At 44.1% G+C, this 19,098-nt stretch carries 17 protein-coding genes; 7 read left to right on the forward strand and 10 right to left on the reverse strand.

Annotated features, from left to right (window positions below):
- Window positions 1–87: 87 nt before the first annotated feature.
- The gene (locus MED121_RS08535) at window positions 88–1,008 is read left to right on the forward strand and encodes a LysR family transcriptional regulator (RefSeq protein ID WP_009833262.1); all 921 of its coding nucleotides are present in this window, start codon (window positions 88–90) and stop codon (window positions 1,006–1,008) included.
- Between the two features lie 4 nt (window positions 1,009–1,012).
- Here the strand turns inward: MED121_RS08535 and MED121_RS08540 are convergent, their stop codons facing one another.
- The 10 genes from MED121_RS08540 to MED121_RS08585 form a co-directional block, all read right to left on the reverse strand.
- Window positions 1,013–1,639 carry a LysE family translocator gene (locus MED121_RS08540; protein WP_009833263.1) on the reverse strand — a complete coding sequence of 209 codons (627 nt, stop codon included), beginning with the start codon at window positions 1,637–1,639 and terminating at the stop codon, window positions 1,013–1,015.
- A 396-nt stretch (window positions 1,640–2,035) separates the two neighbouring features.
- A complete protein-coding gene (locus MED121_RS08545) occupies window positions 2,036–2,374 on the reverse strand; it encodes a LysR family transcriptional regulator (protein ID WP_009833266.1) in 339 nt (112 codons plus the stop codon).
- A 151-nt stretch (window positions 2,375–2,525) separates the two neighbouring features.
- Window positions 2,526–2,852, reverse strand: a complete 327-nt coding sequence (locus MED121_RS08550; RefSeq protein ID WP_009833267.1) for an AzlD domain-containing protein — start codon at window positions 2,850–2,852, stop codon at window positions 2,526–2,528.
- Window positions 2,845–3,552, reverse strand: coding sequence for an AzlC family ABC transporter permease (locus MED121_RS08555; protein WP_009833268.1), 708 nt, complete (start codon window positions 3,550–3,552; stop codon window positions 2,845–2,847). Before MED121_RS08555 ends, MED121_RS08550 begins: the two co-directional genes overlap by 8 nt.
- Window positions 3,553–3,598: 46 nt before the next feature.
- Window positions 3,599–4,621, reverse strand: coding sequence for a helix-turn-helix domain-containing protein (locus MED121_RS08560; RefSeq protein ID WP_009833269.1), 1,023 nt, complete (start codon window positions 4,619–4,621; stop codon window positions 3,599–3,601).
- Between the two features lie 382 nt (window positions 4,622–5,003).
- Window positions 5,004–6,113 carry a hybrid-cluster NAD(P)-dependent oxidoreductase gene (locus MED121_RS08565; RefSeq protein WP_009833270.1) on the reverse strand — a complete coding sequence of 370 codons (1,110 nt, stop codon included), beginning with the start codon at window positions 6,111–6,113 and terminating at the stop codon, window positions 5,004–5,006.
- Between the two features lie 60 nt (window positions 6,114–6,173).
- Entirely contained in the window at window positions 6,174–7,520 is a 1,347-nt protein-coding gene (locus tag MED121_RS08570; protein ID WP_009833271.1) for an FAD-binding oxidoreductase, read from the reverse strand.
- Between the two features lie 71 nt (window positions 7,521–7,591).
- The gene (locus tag MED121_RS08575; protein ID WP_009833272.1) at window positions 7,592–9,109 is read right to left on the reverse strand and encodes an aldehyde dehydrogenase; all 1,518 of its coding nucleotides are present in this window, start codon (window positions 9,107–9,109) and stop codon (window positions 7,592–7,594) included.
- Between the two features lie 2 nt (window positions 9,110–9,111).
- Entirely contained in the window at window positions 9,112–10,125 is a 1,014-nt protein-coding gene (locus tag MED121_RS08580) for a dihydrodipicolinate synthase family protein (RefSeq protein WP_009833273.1), read from the reverse strand.
- Between the two features lie 284 nt (window positions 10,126–10,409).
- Window positions 10,410–11,393, reverse strand: coding sequence for a LysR substrate-binding domain-containing protein (locus MED121_RS08585; protein WP_009833274.1), 984 nt, complete (start codon window positions 11,391–11,393; stop codon window positions 10,410–10,412).
- A gap of 290 nt (window positions 11,394–11,683) precedes the next feature.
- Between MED121_RS08585 and MED121_RS08590 the strand changes: the two genes are divergently transcribed.
- The 6 genes from MED121_RS08590 to MED121_RS08615 all read left to right on the forward strand — a co-directional run bounded on the left by MED121_RS08590 (window position 11,684) and on the right by MED121_RS08615 (window position 18,984).
- Window positions 11,684–12,898: an aromatic ring-hydroxylating dioxygenase subunit alpha gene (locus tag MED121_RS08590; RefSeq protein ID WP_009833275.1), complete on the forward strand. Its 1,215-nt coding sequence runs from the start codon at window positions 11,684–11,686 to the stop codon at window positions 12,896–12,898.
- A 520-nt stretch (window positions 12,899–13,418) separates the two neighbouring features.
- A complete protein-coding gene (proV, locus tag MED121_RS08595; RefSeq protein ID WP_009833276.1) occupies window positions 13,419–14,591 on the forward strand; it encodes a glycine betaine/L-proline ABC transporter ATP-binding protein ProV in 1,173 nt (390 codons plus the stop codon).
- Window positions 14,592–14,645: 54 nt separating this feature from the next.
- Window positions 14,646–15,581 carry a glycine betaine/L-proline ABC transporter permease ProW gene (proW, locus tag MED121_RS08600; protein WP_009833277.1) on the forward strand — a complete coding sequence of 312 codons (936 nt, stop codon included), beginning with the start codon at window positions 14,646–14,648 and terminating at the stop codon, window positions 15,579–15,581.
- A gap of 86 nt (window positions 15,582–15,667) precedes the next feature.
- Window positions 15,668–16,696: a glycine betaine/L-proline ABC transporter substrate-binding protein ProX gene (proX, locus tag MED121_RS08605; RefSeq protein WP_009833278.1), complete on the forward strand. Its 1,029-nt coding sequence runs from the start codon at window positions 15,668–15,670 to the stop codon at window positions 16,694–16,696.
- Between the two features lie 130 nt (window positions 16,697–16,826).
- Complete coding sequence (locus MED121_RS08610; RefSeq protein ID WP_036180060.1) at window positions 16,827–17,564, forward strand: transporter substrate-binding domain-containing protein; 738 nt, start codon at window positions 16,827–16,829, stop codon at window positions 17,562–17,564.
- Window positions 17,565–17,649: 85 nt separating this feature from the next.
- The gene (locus tag MED121_RS08615) at window positions 17,650–18,984 is read left to right on the forward strand and encodes an MmgE/PrpD family protein (protein ID WP_009833280.1); all 1,335 of its coding nucleotides are present in this window, start codon (window positions 17,650–17,652) and stop codon (window positions 18,982–18,984) included.
- Window positions 18,985–19,098: the final 114 nt, after the last annotated feature.

The raw sequence follows: 19,098 nt of genomic DNA on the forward strand, positions 1-19,098 counted from the left end.
TATTATCTAAAATCTAATATATTTAACAATTACCAATATTTTGAAATCACTGTTTAGGAAAATTTTACAATCAACAAATTAAAATTGATGGAAGCCTTTATCACAGTGTTTGAAGAAGGCTCTTACACCTCAGCCGCTAAACGCTTGGGTCGAACTAAGGCCATGGTGAGCACACAGGTTTCTCAGCTTGAGGCTCACTTACAGATTCGTTTAATGACACGCTCTACTCGCTCGATACAGGCAACAGCCATGGGGCGAACCTATTATGAACAGGCCAAACTTCTGCTTGAGGATTTAGATAACTTAGAGTCTCAATTAACTCAGTCATCTCAAAATGTGGCGGGTAAACTCAGAATTGCTGTACCGACAACGTATGGTGAGCAGGTTGTCATGCCCTTTGTGGCAAAGCTTATAGAAACCTATCCAGAATTAGAGATTGATATTCTATTAAGCGATCGATATGTGGATCTGATAAACGAAGGGGTTGATGCAGCCATTCGCATTGGTAGATTAGAAGATTCATCCTTAATCGCCAGCCATATTGGTAAGGTGAACATGATGCTATGCGCCTCTCAGGCCTTTTTAGAGAGCTATCCAACACCTAAACAATTTAGTGACTTAAGCGACTTGCCTTGTGTACTTGATGACAACTCCCGTGAGAATTATTGGTCGTTCGAAGCCATTGAAAACCAAGATATTTTGGGAAGAAATAACAAGAAAGGCAGAATAGAAAGTAGAGTTAAAGTAACACCAAATTATAAGATACGGGTGAATAGTGCCTCGGCGGCGGTTCAGCTAGCACGCCATGGAAAACTCATTTGTTATACCCCAGCATTTGCCGCCCAAGATCTCATCAATCAAGGACTGTTAATTCCTATTTTAGCGAAGGCTCATCAAACTCATTTTCCCATACAGATAGTCTACCCACATAGAAAACATACTTCGGCGAGATTGACCCAGTTTATTGCGGAATTTAAGGCTTATCTTACTGAACAAAAAGTGAAATAAAAAACTAGCGTTCCTGAAACGCTAGCTTCACACCTAAACCACAATAAAGGCTACCCACCGCCTTATTTTGTCGACGCATTAGAATAGGGTTACGGCGTAAAAATTCACCTATCCTGCCGGCACTTAACGCCACAACAAAGGTGCTAAAAAGCCCAATCCCCACAAACAGAAGCCCTAGTGTCATCATTTGCAAAGCCACCATGCCTTGTTCTGGCGCTACAAACTGAGGTAAGAAAGCTAAAAAGAACATGGCCGATTTAGGGTTAAGTACTTCTAATAAAACCCCTTGTCGAAAGGCTTCTTTAGCTGAGATGACACTCATTTGTTTAGGTAAGCTCAGGTCACTTTTAACAAACAACGCCTTAATACCAAGGTAAATAAGATAAGCAGCCCCTAGGTACTTCACTATGCTAAACATCAAGGCTGACGCAAAAATAATCGCAGAGATACCCAATACCGCTAACAAGGTATGAATTAAGTCCCCAACCGCAATCCCAAACCCAGTGAAAAGACCCACACGCACACCTGATTGGCTTGATCTTGCTAGGGTTAGCAAGGTAGCAGGACCTGGGGTGAAGGCAAAACCTATCAAGATAGCAAGATAAGTAATGAGGGTTTCTAGGGTTAACATTTTGACCTCGTTCTAAGCTAGATGTTTTGGTTCAAAGGGCTTTTATTAAAGGCGCCTTGGTTTTAAAAGCTTTTGTTAAAAAAAAGCTTGGATTAAAATTTCAGATTACTTACAGCCAATATATTAAATTGAGCAGATCATTACCATGAGAATTCATACATGATTTATCTTTATTTTCTCTTCTCTCTTCTCTCATTTCAACTTTTCACTTACTCTTTCACTCAACCATTCACTTAACATGAGGTTAAGTGAATGCAGCATAAAGATCGTTTGTCGCCCTCTTTTTCCTACGCCACCATGAGTCTCATCACAAAATAACAAGATGGGAGTAAGCCAATGCGTTTCGAAAATAAAGTCTGTGTCATAACAGGGGGGACAGGTGGTGTGGGCCGTACCTTAGTGACGCTTTTTGCCAGTGAAGCGGCTAAAGGAGCTGGTGGCATATAGATTAAGGTAGTTTGGCAAAGACTCTGATTGAATTTCTTGGCTAGTTTTAGCAATATCAGAAAAGGCATTATGGGTACTTAAATACAGTTTTTTGCCCGCTGGGGTGAGACTGACTTTTCTATGACCACGCAGAAAAAGGTCAACGGCAAAATCCTCTTCAAGTTGCCTTATCTGACGACTCACCGCAGCTTGTGTCACACATAGCTCATCCGCTGCGAGTTTGAAACTGGCATGCCTTGCTGCAACTTCAAACACACGCAACCCAGTTAAAGAAGGAAGGTTTCGCATCGTCTTTTCTCAAATAGAAAGTCTGTCATCAAGTTAGAAAGCTCTTTATTCCTAAGTATTTTTATTCATAAGCCACTTTGTTAGCCATAAGCTACTTTTTAGCCATAAGCACTTTTTATCCATAAGCCACTTTTTACCCATAAGCTACTTTTTAGCCATAAGCCCTGAGTAGCCAAAGGCACAACATACCTCCTACTACAGGCCAAAAAACGCTACTGCTGTACTTAGCAATAAGGATGGTGACTAAGGCAGCCACAATTTGTAAAGGGTCTATTTGGTACTCATTAGTGGGTCTGGTAAAGACGATTCCTGGCATACAAAGCGCGGCTAAAATACCCGGCGGCAATAGGGCCAAAATGGGCTTACTACGCTCAATCAAAGCCGCTGAACTTGCATGTAACTGAATAAAAGAGAGACGGATTAAAAAGGTGCCTAATCCTGCGGCAAAAAAGAGTAGCCAAAGGCTTAAATTATCCATGTTTTCCTACCCTCTTCTGCAATAAATTTGGTAACAGCAAGCCACAGGAAACACCTGCGACCACAGCCGCAATAAAGCCTATGTTATAAGGTAAAAGTTGAAAGGTGATGGCACACAGGGCAGAAATACAGGCGACTAAAAACAGCCTTCTATTGGTGATTGTGGTGACTAACATGGCAAGAAAAGCCAGTGGAATGGTAAATTCTAACGACCAACTCGCAGGAATACTGGCCCCGAGTGCCACCCCTAAAGCCACCGAGATAAACCAACTTAAAGCCATAGAAATAGCGACGCCCGCTAGATAGAAAACTCTTTCACCGTTAGATTTAGCTTGTTGCTCTGGCATGGAGCAAAGCCCATAAACCTGATCTGACAACATAAAAGTTAAAGGCAGACGATAACGTTTTTTTAATGGGCCTAACAAAGGCGCGAAGCTTGCGCTGTAAATCACAAATCTGAAATTAATGACCAATACGGTCAATACAATAATGATAAAGGGCGCATTATCTTGAATCAGAGAATAAGCCGCTAATTGCGCAGAACCTGCAAAAAATAGCACTGTCATTCCCATGATCATTTCAGGTGTCATGCCCATGGAAACACCTGTGGCACCGGCAATCAGACCAAAAGGTAATACACCTGAAACTAAAGGGAGCAAGTCCCTTACTCCAAACCAAAACGCTTGTTTATGACTAGCCAATTATAAGTCTCCTTAAGGTTAAAATAGGGAATTGCCATCACCCCATTTAGCACACTAACCTATCTATCCAGTCATTGGTATTCTGGCCATCAAACATGGCGGATCTGTCTTGCCTGGGTGACATACCAAAGAAATCTTTATAGCACTTTGAAAAGTGTGTCGGGGCAGTAAAACCACAGGATAAAGCCACATCCAAAATTGAATGGCTGGTGTTAATGATCTTATCTCGCGCATGCTTCAACCTAAGCTGTAAATAAAACCTTTTTGGTGAGTTAGCTAAATGCTTTTGAAATAACCTTTCTAACTGTCGCGTGGAAACTCCGCTATGAAAAGCGATTTCTTGCATTTCAAGGGGCTCACTCAAGTTAGACTCCATCAACTCAATCGCATTGATTAAGCTCTTGCCTAACCCTGAAAACTGTTTTTTAAGCGCGTTTTTCTGGGTAGCATTGCCCGTTCGTGGCTTATCAACCACCAGCTGGGCATAAAGTCTTTGCGAGATTACTGGTGTGATTCTGTCGATCAAATCTAGCATCATATCGGCCGTAGCTAGACCTCCTGCACAGGTATAAATTCCCTGACTAAAGCTAAAGATATGGGTGTTAAAGCTCAGCCTAGGATATTGCTCTGATAAGTCTTTTAGGTAATTCGCATGACAACTCACAGGTTTATTATTTAATAAATCCAAACTGGCCAATCGATGAACACCAGTTTGTAGCGCAACTAACCAAGCTCCTTTTAAGTAATGATGTCGAATAAATGCATCTGGACCTTGGGACATTTGTTGCTGATGCTGGTTTCCACCTAACACCACAATAAGATCAAAGCCTTCTCCTTGAGCTAGGGATAGGGCTAGGACTGACAGTGGTTTAACCGTTTCATCTTGATAAAGAATTTTTGAATGGCTTAGATGAGAGTCATCGAACACAAGTACATAGCTGTATAACTTTTCTGGTAAAAAGTTATTGGCCTGTTTGAGTGTTTCCAACATCAAAGCCAAGGATAAATGAGAGAATCCCTGCTCCAATAAAAAGCAGAACTTAAAAGATTGACGTTTATTAAAATTCATCGACGACAACCCCCTATGCTTGATGATCTGGTTTCTTGGTTGAAAAAGAAATGGCTCTCACCTTAACCATTACCAGGGGTCTAGGGAGCCTACGAATAAGTCCTCCCGCCTCAGCGTGTGGATAAAAGTCACTAGATTTATGGCGAGGATCGCAACTTAATAGTGATTCTATTGATAAGGTTCTCAACATAAAGATAAGGCTTTTAGACCACGCCCTTCGGGCCTTTAAATAATACCTACTCGGCACTTCAGAAAAAGTAAAACCCTGTTGTCACTTCTTGGAAGGTACCGACATTAGGCCAAAGTAACGCCTTGTGTGATACTTTTTCCCCGTATACCTTAGAAGAACAGACTGAGAAGAGGTGACTTAATCGCAGGCTCCCTAATATTCAATTCTGATATTGCCAGTCACACTGGTACAGCAAGAGAGCACATAACCTTGTGCGATTTCTTCTTCACTGATACCGCCGTTTTGCAGCATTTCAAACTCGCCCTCTTCCACCTTGACCCGACAAGCACCACAAATACCCACGCCACAGGCTTTGGCAATATTGACCCCAGCCTCTTGAGCCGCTTGGTTTAAGTTGGTGCCTATTGCCACATCCAAGGTTTTATCCGAGTCACTAAAGCTCACTTGTACCCTGTCTTTTGGTTGCTGGTTTTCTATCTCAGCGGCATCCGCATGCTTATGGGCTTGCTCGACATCATCCACAGGTGTCGCGCCAAAGGACTCCTCGTGATAACGAGACATGTCATAACCTGCGGCTTCTAGCATCTGTCTGACCGCCTTCATATAAGGTTCAGGTCCACAGCAAAAAACCTCTCTTTGCATAAAGTCTGGTGCAATCAAACCCAACATAGCCTTATCTAAATAGCCACGATAACCGCCCCAAGCCTGCCCTATTTCTGTGGTTTCACAGATGAGGTGCATCTTAAAATTCTCAATACGTGTGGTCATATACTCAAGCTCCAACGGATAAATAATATCCTTAGGAGAGCGCGCACTATGAGCAAACACCATGTCGACTTCTGAGTCCGTATCAAACCACCAGCGAGCCATGGACATCACAGGCGTAATGCCCACACCACCCGACAAAAGCAAGACTTTATCTGCAGGGAAATCCATACAATTAAATTGCCCGACGGGCCCATGGACAGCGATTTGATCACCCGATTTGAGATTATCATGTAGCCAGTTCGACACCTGGCCACCTTCAACCCGCTTGACTGTGATAGAAAAGCTGTAAGGAATCGAAGGCGAACTTGAAATCGTATATGAACGCATGACTCGCTGCCCTTCTATTTCAAGCTCTAGAGTGACAAATTGCCCCGGTTTGAAAAAGAAAAGCACGGGCTCACTCATGCCAAAGGTAAAAGTGGTGACATCATGGGTTTCTGCAATGACTTTGACACAACGCACTTCATGACGACCATTACGCCAAGTTTGGGTCATCATGGGATTGATAAAATCAGAGGTATTAAACTGGCTCATTGGCCTCTCCTGACAGCTAACGTGTCTGTCTTTGAATGATTAGTCTTTCAGTTATTCTGGTTAAAGTTCGATACCCGCTTGCCATTCTTTCCAGCGCATAGTCACTTTGGCCCCTAGGGACAAAAATGGCTCTGGTGGCAAAACGGCTGGCGCTTGATGGATCAAGAATTCACTGAGCATATCGGACTTACCTAGCACGGCTTGTTCTGCCGCCATCATGCCAGATAAGGTTCCCTTGACTGTACCTAGACCATTTTGACAAGCGGCCGACCAGATACGGGTTTCAACCTCACCAAAAGCAGGCATAGAGTTCCAAGACAAACATAAACGCCCACCCCATCTATGCTCCATTTCGATGCCATTTAGCATAGGAAAGCGGTTAGAAAAAGCCTTATCTTGTAGCTTTTGTGCTGTGCGTATATTGTTTGAATTCACTTCCATATTTTGATTCAAGGTCGCGTGATTTCGCACCACTACCCTGTGTCCGCTGCCCATAAAGTCAGAACTTCTGCGCACTGTGGTGCCCATAGGATCAGCGGGTAAAATCCCCCAATCGCCAACACCACCAAGACGAGTCACTTCTTTATCGCTTAACGCCCTTGTCATAGAAGCATAGGTAAAGACATGCAGTAATTGACGAGGGAAAAAACCAAAAGATTGAATATGACCGTTCACAGCTAAAATGATATTTTTCGCTTTCACTGAGCCTTTTGGTGTTACCAATTTATGCGGGTTACCCAGATCAATATGAATGACAGGGCTATTCTCATAAAAGCTCACTCTTTCACTTAAGCCTTGGGCAGCTTGGCGAATAAAAGCGGCTGGCTGAATCATGACCGCCCCTGGGGTATAAAGCCCTTGGCGATAAAAATCTAACCCGGTCCAATCTTTCATATCCCCAAGACTCATCAGGCGATACTCTTCTCCAAGCGCTTCAAGATGATGACGATAACTCTCTATATGAGCTTGGCCTTTGGCTGAACCTGCCCCTGTTACTTTGCCACAAGGGTCAAACACCTTTGAATCCATCTCATATTCTTCTGCCATATCATGGGCAAAACGAATCGCAGCACGGTTTAAACGTATTTGCTGTAAATCATGTTCATGGGCACCTGCGTAGGTTTCTGAATTCAAATCATGGGGTAAATCGATCATAAATCCAGAGTTTCTACCTGCTGGACCTTCAGCAAGCTTATTTGCTTCTAGCAAAACAATTGACTCGTCACCCACCAACTGGCTTAAGCGTCTTGCAGCCGCAAGTCCGGTAAAGCCGCCCCCTACGATTACCCAATCGGCGTCGATATCTGAGGTTAACGCTGGATACTCAGGTGCAGCGGGTAAAATACTATTCCATGCGGCAGGTCCTGGGTCTTTCGGCAGCCTTTTCACTTCGATATTTTTAGGCATAAATTACTTCCTGTCTGAACCATATGGCGTGTGTAAACAGCACCCCATATGGACCCAATAGGCGTGGCGATTTAGTCAACGCAAGCGTCAACAGCATCATCACTCAGATCAACCCAGATGGTTTTTAACTCTGTGTATTGATCATGGGCATGGACAGAATTATCACGACCACCAAAACCTGACTGCTTGTAACCGCCAAAAGGTGTGGTGATATCCCCTTCACCAAAACAATTCACTGTGACTGTGCCTGCTTTAATCGCTTGTGCAGCACGAAGGGCTTTTTTAGCGTTAGCCGTAAAGACAGAGGCAGCTAGACCGTAGTCAGTATCATTTGCCACTGCGATAGCTTCATCGTAACTTGCGACTGTGATGACAGATAAAACAGGGCCAAAGATCTCTTCTTGAGCTAACTTGTCGTGATTATTCACCCCGTCAAAAACGGTCGGCTGAATAAAGATGCCATCCATGGTTTGACCGCCAACAATGGCCTCATAACCTTGCGAATTAGCTTCATCCAAATAGCTATTCACTTTGGCAAAATGACCTTTGTCTATCATGGCTCCCAGCTGTTTAGTTGGATCTAATGGATCGCCGGTATTCCAGTCTCTTGCATGGGCTTTAATACGTTCTAACAATGGCGCTTTCACACCCTCTTGGACAATTAAGCGAGACCCTGCTGAGCAGTTCTCTCCCATATTCCAAAAAGCAGCGGCACAGACTTGCTCTGCCACTTTATCCAGATCTTCAGCGTCATCTAGCACGATACAAGGGTTTTTACCCCCAAGCTCCAATACGACTTTCTTCAAGTTAGAGTCGGCTGAATAACGTAAAAAGCGGCGTCCAGTTTGGGTTGAGCCGGTGAAGGTCACCATGTCCACATCTTTATGCAAACCAAGGGGTTCACCCACTTCTGCACCTGTCCCTGTGATAACGTTAAGCACACCTTTTGGTAAGCCTGCTTCACTGGCTAATTCTGCTATACGCAAAGCCGTTAATGAGGTTTGCTCAGCAGGTTTAACTACCATAGAACAACCACTGGCCAACGCTGGCGCTATCTTCCAAGCCAACATTAATAGCGGGAAGTTCCAAGGTAAAACCGCCCCCACAACCCCAATAGGTTCACGCACCACCATGGCAATGGCATCTGGGCCTACCGGTGCGGTTTGATCATAAATTTTATCAATTGCTTCTGCGTGCCACGTCAGCGTATGGATAAACTCTGGAATATCTATGGTTTCACAATCCAGTATCGGCTTACCTGAATCTAGGCTTTCTAGCACAGCTAACTCACGGCTATTGCGCTTGATCAACTTACTCAGTTCAATCAATACCTGTTTACGATCACTTGGATGCATCTTGCTCCAACGGCCGTCTTCAAAAGACTCACGTGCCTTACTTACTGCAAAGTCCACATCCTGAGCATTACAAGCTGCAACCTGTGCCAGTGTTTCTCCATTAGCTGGATTAATTGTCGCAAAAGTATTGCCTGATAAAGCAGGGCGAAAGCCCCCATCAACAAAACTCATGGCGGCAGGGTTAAGCTCGGCGGCAATTGCTTGGTACTCTTCTAATGTTAATAAATCTGACATGCTTACTCTCCTGCTTCTGTGCTGGCTGTTTCTGTCTTCGCTGAGGATGTGTTGGCCTTGTTGATATTGGCTTTGATGGTCTCAACAAATGCGCCAGCTTCAGATGACGAAGGGGTTTCTGCCACGATACTCGCTATGGTCGTTTTCAAGGTTTTTACCACTTGTGCCATCGCTTGTTTATCGCTTTTATTAAGGCCACAAAGTGGTTTACGTACTTCACCAGATACACGACCATCCAAGGTCACGCCGTATTTCACGCTCTGGATAAACTTACCGCCCTGCTCTAGTACACGCATAAGTGGCATCATGGCAGACATAATGCGACGGCCTTTGTTAAAGTCATTCTCGATGACACAGGCTTGATAAAGGGCGATATGCTCTTTAGGTAAGAAATTAGACCCAGCGCAAACCCAGCTTTTAGCCCCCCAAGCAAAGAACTCTAAGGCTTGGTCATCCATACCGCAGGCCACTTGGATATGAGGATAATCACGGGCTAATAGATGTAAGCGATTGATATCACCAGAACTTTCCTTGATACCGCAGAAGTTATTAGAGCGTCCAACACGGTCAAGAAACTCTTCTTCCATGTTGACACCCATACGATCTGGGTAGTTATAAAGCATGATAGGCAAGTCTGCGGCACGATCCACAGCCAATGCATGTAACGCCAACTCTCTTTGAGTCGGTAGAGAATAAGGCGGCGTTGCCACCAAAATCACATCCGCTTCATGCTTAGCCGCATCTTCGGCTAATTTAATTGACGCATTTGGGTTAACTGAACCCGTACCAAAAATAATCTGTAATTTATCACCACAAATCTGACGAGCTATTTTTAGCAGTTCGACCCTTTCTTCGTGACTTTCAACATAATACTCACCGGTTGTGCCACCTATCATCAGCCCATGAACACCTGACTCTAGTAAATACTGAACGTGAGCAGAATAAGCCTCATAGTCGATGGAATAATCGTCCTTAAAAGGCGTGATTACTGGGGTATAGATGCCTTCAAAATGCATTTAACTCACCTTAATTATCATTGTTATCCAGGGTTGTTTTACAGGGGTGAGCACGCATAACGTTTATCATCCAACCTTATAAAACGGCTTGATAAAATGTTAACGAGGGAGGAGATAAGCACACAATCAACCTTTTATTCACGCAAAGAATAACGCCAAGTTATGGTGCATAAAAAAGACAGGCATAAAAAAACCCGCTTGAAGCGGGTTCATTTTCAGATAAAACAGGGCTCACTTAAGCGCTAACCTACTTGCCCTACTCTATTTGTCTTACTCTGTTTGTCCTACTCTGCTTGTCCAATATAAGTGCGCTCTTCTTGTATTCGTTCTAAGAACCAAAGTTTGAAGGTTTGCAGGGCTTCATTATCCTGTTTACTTTCGGCATAACTTAAATAGTGGCGCTTTTCCTTATAGGTAGTTTCAGGTTCGCCCACTCGCACTAACTTACCTTGCTCTATCATAGGCGCAACGAGGTGATGCCAACCCAAACTAATGCCTTGATGATTAAGGGCCATCTGCATCAGCATATTGTAATCGTTGGCATTAAACACATGGGAACCCACCTCAGAACCTAGATTAAAGTTAATCCCTTGGCTATTTAACCAAACACTCCAATCCACATGCTCTGCTATTTGCGAACGTCCATAAGGGCTTAGATTTAATAAGGTCGTGCTTTGCAACCCTTCAAGACTGGCCACATTGGGATTGTCTTTTAAAAATTCAGGTGAGCACACAGGGTAGATCTGGTCATAAAACAAAGGAATAGAATGATAACCTTCTCGTGAATCACTCACCTTATTAATAAACACATCAGGGTGAACACCGGGCTCCATGTGTAAAAAGTTATTGGTGGTAACGATATTCACATCGATATCAGGGTTATCTGAAAAGAAACTCGGTAAACGGTTTGATAGCCAATAAGCCGAAAAAGCAGGCGAGCAACAGATAGTCAGCTCTTGTTTGCGCTTATCACTGTCTTGAATACGTTGCGCCGCTTGGGCAATATTTACAAAGGATAAATAGGCGGCATCATAAAAGATCACCCCAGCTTCAGTAAGCTCAACCGCCCTGCCCGTACGTTTAAATAAAGCTACCCCGAGTGACGCTTCTAATTCACGAATCTGACGACTAATTGCCGCTTGTGTCACACATAAGGCTTCTGCTGCGCGGGTGAAATTTAAGTACTTAGCCGCCGCAACAAATGACTTCACCGCGCGCAACGAAGGCATCTTCACTAGTATTTGATCAGGTTCTACATGCTTAACCATAACGTCTCGTATTCAATTCACTAAATAAAAAGTTGCTTTACCCTTATGGGTACCGCCCATACACTGAAATTCAAGTTAGGGAAGTTAGATGATAACTCAGTTATACCCTTTCAAGTTGGCTAAGGCTACTGGCAAAAACACTAGTAATCAAAGCGCTACTGGCGACAAAAAGCCAACTAGGTTAATTAAAACACTGACAATCTTTACCACATACAGGGTCAAACCATCTGACCAATACCAGTAAAACAAAAATAGCTAGGACATCAGTCTAGCCAAATGGGAGCAATAGAATGACCAGTAAGATAAAAACTCTTGAGCTAATTAATCTGCGTAAACCACGCCATGCCTTGACCCGAGAAATTTACCGTGACGAGGATGTGTACCAACAAGATTTAGAGCAGATCTGGCATAAAGAGTGGATTTTTGCCGGCCATACCATAGAGATCAATAAAGCTGGCGAATACATAACACTGCAAGTGGGTGACTACCCTGTGGTTGTGGTACGAGACGATTCTGGTGAAGTCAGAGCCTTTCATAATGCTTGTCGTCACCGTGGTTCACGCGTCTGTTCTGCTGCTAAAGGTAAAGCCGCCAAGCTGGTTTGCCCTTATCACAAATGGACATTCGGCCTTGATGGCAAGCTTATTTATGCTGGCAACATGGGCGAGAATTTCAACAATGATGACCATGGGTTAATGCCTGTCCACTGTGAAGTGGTTAACAGTTACATCTACATTTGTGTGGCAGAAGAAGCCCCAGACTTTGAACAATTCCGTAAAGATGTGAGCCCTTTTATCACCCCACATAATTTAGAAGACGCCAAAGTAGCCCACGAATCCAATATAGTCGAAGACGGTAACTGGAAGTTGGTCTTTGAGAATAACCGTGAATGTTATCACTGTGATGCCAACCACCCTGAGCTACTCAACTCGTTTGTTGAGAACCTGTCTGTTGCAGGCGTTGGTGGTGATGATGACCCAGAGCTGGTTGCCCATTGGGATAAATGTGAAGCTGCAGGCTTACCGAGCCGTTTAGTGATGGATGAAGGGGGCCAGTATCGAATGACACGTATTCCGCTTTCAGCCAAAGCCGTCAGCTATACCATGGATGGCAAACCCGCCGTAAAAGGTCGATTAGATAATACGGATGTCGAAGATATCGGTGCCCTGCTCTACTTTAACTATCCCTCTACTTGGAATCACTTTTTAGGGGACTATGCCTTAAGCTTTCGAATCCTACCGCTTAACTCAGGACAAACGCTGGTCACGACTAAATGGCTAGTGCCTAAAGATGCGGTTGAAGGGGTTGATTATGACCTTGAGAATCTGATTAAAGTTTGGATTGAAACCAATAATCAAGACAAAGAACTGGTTGAAGAGACCTTTAGAGGGGTGAGCTCGCCTTCCTATATTCCTGGGCCTTTTTCTGACATTGCCGAAAACGGCGTTTGCCAGTTTGTCGATTGGTACTGTGACACCATGAAGAAGAAGCTAAGTGTGTCTTAATTTATAAATAAGTGACTAGGTAGTCGCTTCCCTTTGGCCTCCACATTGTGGGGGCTTTTTTTATGGAGAAAAGCCATCTCTATCCAGCTTATTCTTTTAGCCGCTTCTCATAATATTTCTAACACAGCTTTATCCTAACACGGGTTAAGAAGGCGTCTTTAGATACTCTATACGAGCCCCTCAAGCCTGCTGAGCTTTCTTTACTCTTTATTATCAACTCCTTACCCAAAAGCCCCATAAACATTAGGTTAGAGAAGATCTAAAACAAATTCATGGCACCTTAATAGGCACTTTTTCTTTAGTACTTTTGACAGCTTTTCATCATCTCAATCAAGGTTTATGAAGCCATTAGCAATAACGGGGAGTTATGGTTTTTACACTAAATATGTCGTTGGACGCTGCCACGTGGAGGCCGTAACTTAATAAACAGAACACAGAGACAAGCAAGCAAGTCGTGTTGAACTAGCACACTGATTCAGCCAAATAGAACGCAATAATAATCATAAATACAGAGGGCACGATGACAGACACCACAGATATCCTGTCGATCAACAATGTATACAAGGTATTTGGTGAACAACCAGATACTGCCATGCAAATGTTACAAAACGGCGCACATAAAGATGAAATTTTCGAAAAGACAGGTCAGACCGTGGGTGTGTTTGACGCTAGCTTCTCAGTCAAGAAAGGGGAGATTTTCGTCATCATGGGTTTATCCGGTTCAGGTAAATCCACCATGGTACGTTTGCTAAACCGCCTTATTGAGCCCACTTCAGGCAGCATCAAACTCAACGGAAAAGACATTACCGCCCTTGGAGATGCGGGCTTACTGGATGTTCGCCGTCAGGAAATGAGCATGGTGTTTCAATCTTTCGCACTCATGCCTCACATGTCCGTGATCGACAACGCGGCTTTTGGACTAGAAATATCAGGGGTTGAAAAGAAAGAAAGGCATAAAAGAGCACAAACGGCGTTAGACCAAGTTGGCCTTGGTCAGCTTGGCGATAGCTACCCGCATCAACTGTCTGGCGGTATGCAACAAAGGGTCGGCCTAGCCCGCGCCCTAGCGAATGATCCCACCATATTGCTAATGGATGAGGCGTTTTCAGCCCTTGACCCCCTTATTAGACATGAAATGCAAGGGGAGCTAATTCGCCTGCAAAAAGAACAGTCTCGCACCATCGTCTTTATCTCCCATGACCTAGACGAAGCCATTCGTATTGGTGATCGCATTGCCATTATGGAAGGCGGCCAAGTGGTACAGATAGGCACACCAGAAGAAATTATGCGCAACCCTGCAAATGAATATGTGGAGACTTTTTTTAAAGGGGTCGATGTCAGCAAGATTCTCAAAGCAGGCGATATTGCCTGCCAGCAAAGTGCTTGTAAGATTCAACTAAACGGCAGTGTTCATCCATTTGACGCGGGCGACAATCAGTTTGCGTATCTAGTCGATGATAAGGAAAGCCTATTAGGTGTGGTACCACTAAAAAGCATTGATAACCAAGCCAGTGCCGGCACTTTATTAGCACAACAGCTAGAGCAACATGCGTCTGTTTATAGTGACGACATGATCAGCGATGTGATGAAGAAAGTGGCTCATTCTGACTACCCAGTGCCTGTGATAGAGCGCAATGGCACCTTCTGCGGCGTGATTTCCAAAGACCTAATGCTTAAGACCTTGAGCCACTAATTCGATGCTCACACGTTAAGTTTCATCATAATGATAAATGTAAGGTAAATTAGAATGTCTGAATTTAACCTATTAGATCCCTTTCAGTTTCTCAGTGTCCCATTAGGGGAATGGGTAGAAACGGTACTCAACTATTTAGTTCAAAACTTCCGTGGCTTTTTCCGTTCGATTCGTTGGCCAATCGATCAGGTACTCGACCTGATAGAAACTATGTTGCAATCCATTCCACCTTTAATCGGTATTATTCTCTCTTCCCTTTTAGGCTGGCAAGTTGCCGGTAAAAAAATGGGGCTATTCTGCGCTATCACGCTGACAATACTGGGCTTAATCGGTGTTTGGGCTGAGTCAATGACAACCCTTTCTTTGGTGTTAACCGCCCTCTTCTTCTGTGTGGTGATTGGCGTTCCTCTCGGCATTCTTTCAGCCCGTAGTGACAGGGTAGAACGTCTTGTGAGACCTGTACTGGATGCCATGCAGACCTTACCTGCCTTTGTATACCTAGTCCCTGTGGTCATGCTTTTCGGTATCGGTAACGTACCTGGTGTTCTAGTCACCATTATTTTCGCGCTTCCACCTTTAGTGAGGCTGACAAACTTAGGCATACGCCAAGTGCCAGAAGACAAGATAGAAGCAGCCCGTGCCTTTGGTTGCACCCCTAAGCAAATGCTACTCAAGATCCAACTACCACTGGCAACACCCACCATTATGGCCGGCATTAACCAAACCTTAATGTTATCCCTGTCTATGGTGGTGATCGCTTCCATGATAGCGGTAGGTGGCTTAGGACAAATGGTATTACGCGGCATTGGCCGTCTTGATATGGGCCTTGCCACGGTTGGCGGTGTTGGCTTGGTACTGCTTGCCATCTTCCTTGACCGCCTTACTCAGGCAATGGGTGAGCGAGCCAGGATTAGTCATACCCAACAATGGTATGAAACAGGCCCTATCGGCGCCTTAGTTCGCGCTTATCGCAGCCTGCTCTCTAAATAGAGAGCACTAAATAAAAGATTCGCTTAAGTAATAGCAAACAGTCTTTCAATAGATTCTCACTAAAAAAACATAACGAGGAATTGACCATGATGCAATCACGCTTAAAAGCACTTTCTAAAACCTTATTCTCATTGACAGCAGCCGCTTCTTTTTCTGCCCTGACAATGTCGAGTATCGCTTCTGCAGCAGAGGCAATGCCGGGTAAAGGGGTAGAAATTACGCCTATCTTCCCAACCATTGCGGAAGAACGCTTTCGTGGTGAAATTGCCATTGCCGGTCTAGAAGCACTTGGCTATGAAGTTGAAGAGCCAAAAGAAACAGAATACGCCACCTTGATGCTGGCGCTTTCATACGGCGATGCAGATTTTAGTGTACATGCGTGGGAAGAATTACATAAAACCTTCTACAAAAAAGCCGGCGGTGATGACACCTTAGTCAAAGCAGGTAATGTGATCCCTGGTGTATTGCAAGGTTATCTCATCGATAAGAAAACCGCTGAAAAGCACAATATCACTCAACTAACCGATCTGAAAAAACCTGAAATTGCTAAGCTTTTTGATGCAGATGATGATGGTAAAGCAGACTTAACAGGTTGTAACCCAGGTTGGGGTTGTGAACTTGTTATCGACCATCATATAGAAGCTTATGGCCTAGGTGATACCGTCAATCACAACCGTGGTTCCTACTTTGCCCTTATGGCAGATACCATCACACGTTACAACGAAGGCCAATCTATTCTTTATTACACTTGGGTGCCTCAGTGGATTGCGGGCGTGCTAGTCGAAAATGAAGACGTAGTTTGGTTAGAAGTGCCACAAACCGATCTACCAGATGGCAACAACTCAGTTAACACTAGTTTTAATGGTAAAAACCTAGGCTTCGCGGTCGACCAAATTCAATCTATTTTGAATAAGGACTTTGCCGAAGAAAACCCAGCAGCGACTAAATTCTTATCTTTAGTCCAAATCAGTGCCAGTGATGAAAGCGCACAAAACCTTAAAATGCAAAATGGCGAGAAGTCTATGAAAGACATTAAACGCCATGCCCAAGAATGGATCTCGGCTAACCAAGCTAAATACGACAGTTGGTTAGAAGCGGCCCGCACTGCGATGTAGTTTTACCTATCAAATAAAAGCATTAGCCCCAAGGACGACTTGATTAAAAATGAGTCTTTGGGGCAACACTTTAGTACTCACTGTTTCGACCATAAACACACACATTCAGATTGCAAAGCGAGGTACAAGTTTGAAAACCTTAACCATGGCAACAATCGCATTAGGCCTAAGCCTTACCAGTTTCTCTTATGCTCAAAATGTTTCTTTAACCACCACCAACTGGGCGCCTTATTATGGGGATAACCTAGAACAGGGTGGCTTTATTTCAGTCATAGTCAATGAGTCTTTCAAGGCATCAGGTTATCAAAGTGAGCTTGAGTTCGCCCAATGGACAGACGCTATGAGACAAGTAAAAGAAGGAGAAAAAGACGTATTAGTGGGCGCATTTTACTCAGATGAACGGGCTCAAGATTACCATGTCTCTATCCCTATCTATTCTGTCTTTTCCGGGGTAATTAAACATAAAAACTTAGAGCTAGATTTTTACTCCTCCTATGAAATGCTTAACCAATACAAGATAGGCAAGATTGAAGGGGCTGTGGTCGGCCAGAGTTTTGACTCATTCCCTTTTGAGAAGCTACAAGGGTTTGCAGGCACTGAAGATGGCATCCAAGCCTTACAAAATGGGCAAATTAACCTCTTTGCCGACAACCTGAGCGTTGCTAAAAGCGCTGCGAGTAAACTCGGCCTTGAGCCTAGTGACTTCGCTATGGTGCAGCCACCCATCGAAAAGAATGACCTCTACATTATGATTTCTAAGAAAATTGCCAATGCAGAAAAAATTCGCGATGACTTTAATGCAGGCTTCATCAAGATTCAAACCAATGGCACCTATGATGCTGTGCTTAAACAATTTAACCAGCTCTAAGTTAGTTTAGCGCTATTCACTGGGCGTTAATCTCAATTAGCCATGGAAGGCACTCTTCCCTCTCGTATACTCTTGGATTTTCAACATGCTGTTATTTAATTTTGTCCAAAGCTTGCAGTTTCATCAGGTACCCAACAAAACGCGCGCTCTGATCAAAACCTCTTTAATTGACATTGTCGGTGTCCTTGCTGGCGCTAAGAACAACCAAACCAGTGACACTATTCGTCACTTTGCGGCTGAACATTACCCAGCCAATATATTAAGCTGTCGTCTATTATTTGATGGCCGCCATGTTAGTCCATTAGGTGCGGCTTGGGCAGGCGGCTTTAGTGCCGACAGCCTTGATGCCCACGAAGGTCACTTTACTTCTAAAGGCCATGCGGGTGCGACGGTTATTCCAGCCCTCCTTGCTATAGCCGATGCTTGTCATGAGCAAGGTAGAAGCATCACTGGCGAGGAATTTTTAGTCGCGGTAACCATCGCCTATGAAACAGCATTAAGAGCTGGTGTTGCCTTGATGGACAGTGCCACTGAATATCATGCCTCTGGGGCTTTTTCGGGTTTAGGGGTCGTCTGCGGCGGGGCAAGATTATTAGGCTTAAACCAAGCAGAATTCAAACATGCGTTAGGTATCGCTGAGTATTTTGGGCCCCGTTGCCCCATGATGCGTCTAGTAGATTTTCCTTCTATGTTACGAGATGCCCATGGCGCTGGCGCTTATGCGGGTGTGAATGCCTTATTCATGGCACAAGCAGGTATCACTGGTGCGCCTGCTGAAACCGTGGAAAAAAATACATTAAGCCATTGTTGGCATGACCTAGGCACACGATGGGAAATAGATGCTCAATACTTCAAACCTTGGCCCGTGTGTCGTTGGGCGCAGCCAGCACTAACAGCTGTCACCAGCATGATGCGCCATTCGCCTGAAATTACGCCAGCCAATATAGAGTCCGTCAAGGTAGAAACCTTCCACGAATCCATGCGCTTACAAGGGCACTTTCCTAAGAATGCAGATGAAGCCCAGTATGGTTTAGCTTTTCCTTTGGCCGCATTAATCAGCCGAGGCCAAGTCGGCCCAAATGAAGTCACAGGGGATGCCATACAGGCAGAAGATATCTTGCAAATGAGTCGTTTGATCGAGATAACAGAAGCACAAGATTTATCCGATCGTTTTCCAGAAGAAATACTCTCAAGAGTCAGTATTCAACTGAAAGACGGACGTTGCTTAACTAGCCCCATTACTCAAGCAAAAGGTGATCCAGAAACCGCCATGAGCCAAGCCGAGTTTAAAGCTAAATTTGAGTTGCTTGCTTCAGTTAATTTTAGCCAAGGGAGAATGGACTCGATACTTAATGCGCTTGATACCTTAGAACAGGCAGAGAGTTGTGAGGCACTCTTTAACCAGCTGATGTCTCCCTAGGTTAAACGTCCCAATTAATCTATCTAATAAAAAAGAACCATTTTGTCGCGAGTATCATTAATAATGCCTCAATAAGTCATATTAAGCGGTAAAATGGATAAGTTTAATTAAGCT

This window comes from Marinomonas sp. MED121 (assembly GCF_000153025.1).
Classification (GTDB): domain Bacteria; phylum Pseudomonadota; class Gammaproteobacteria; order Pseudomonadales; family Marinomonadaceae; genus Marinomonas.

Coding starts and splice junctions, on each gene's coding strand:
- MED121_RS08590 (WP_009833275.1), top strand. CDS start 11,684: ATGACCAGTAAGATAAAAACTCTTGAGCTAATTAATCTGCGTAAACCA.
- MED121_RS08560 (WP_009833269.1), bottom strand. CDS start 4,621: ATGAATTTTAATAAACGTCAATCTTTTAAGTTCTGCTTTTTATTGGAG.
- proX (WP_009833278.1), top strand. CDS start 15,668: ATGATGCAATCACGCTTAAAAGCACTTTCTAAAACCTTATTCTCATTG.
- MED121_RS08575 (WP_009833272.1), bottom strand. CDS start 9,109: ATGTCAGATTTATTAACATTAGAAGAGTACCAAGCAATTGCCGCCGAG.
- MED121_RS08545 (WP_009833266.1), bottom strand. CDS start 2,374: ATGCGAAACCTTCCTTCTTTAACTGGGTTGCGTGTGTTTGAAGTTGCA.
- MED121_RS08540 (WP_009833263.1), bottom strand. CDS start 1,639: ATGTTAACCCTAGAAACCCTCATTACTTATCTTGCTATCTTGATAGGT.
- MED121_RS08585 (WP_009833274.1), bottom strand. CDS start 11,393: ATGGTTAAGCATGTAGAACCTGATCAAATACTAGTGAAGATGCCTTCG.
- MED121_RS08580 (WP_009833273.1), bottom strand. CDS start 10,125: ATGCATTTTGAAGGCATCTATACCCCAGTAATCACGCCTTTTAAGGAC.
- proW (WP_009833277.1), top strand. CDS start 14,646: ATGTCTGAATTTAACCTATTAGATCCCTTTCAGTTTCTCAGTGTCCCA.
- MED121_RS08550 (WP_009833267.1), bottom strand. CDS start 2,852: ATGGATAATTTAAGCCTTTGGCTACTCTTTTTTGCCGCAGGATTAGGC.
- MED121_RS08535 (WP_009833262.1), top strand. CDS start 88: ATGGAAGCCTTTATCACAGTGTTTGAAGAAGGCTCTTACACCTCAGCC.
- proV (WP_009833276.1), top strand. CDS start 13,419: ATGACAGACACCACAGATATCCTGTCGATCAACAATGTATACAAGGTA.
- MED121_RS08615 (WP_009833280.1), top strand. CDS start 17,650: ATGCTGTTATTTAATTTTGTCCAAAGCTTGCAGTTTCATCAGGTACCC.
- MED121_RS08565 (WP_009833270.1), bottom strand. CDS start 6,113: ATGAGCCAGTTTAATACCTCTGATTTTATCAATCCCATGATGACCCAA.
- MED121_RS08570 (WP_009833271.1), bottom strand. CDS start 7,520: ATGCCTAAAAATATCGAAGTGAAAAGGCTGCCGAAAGACCCAGGACCT.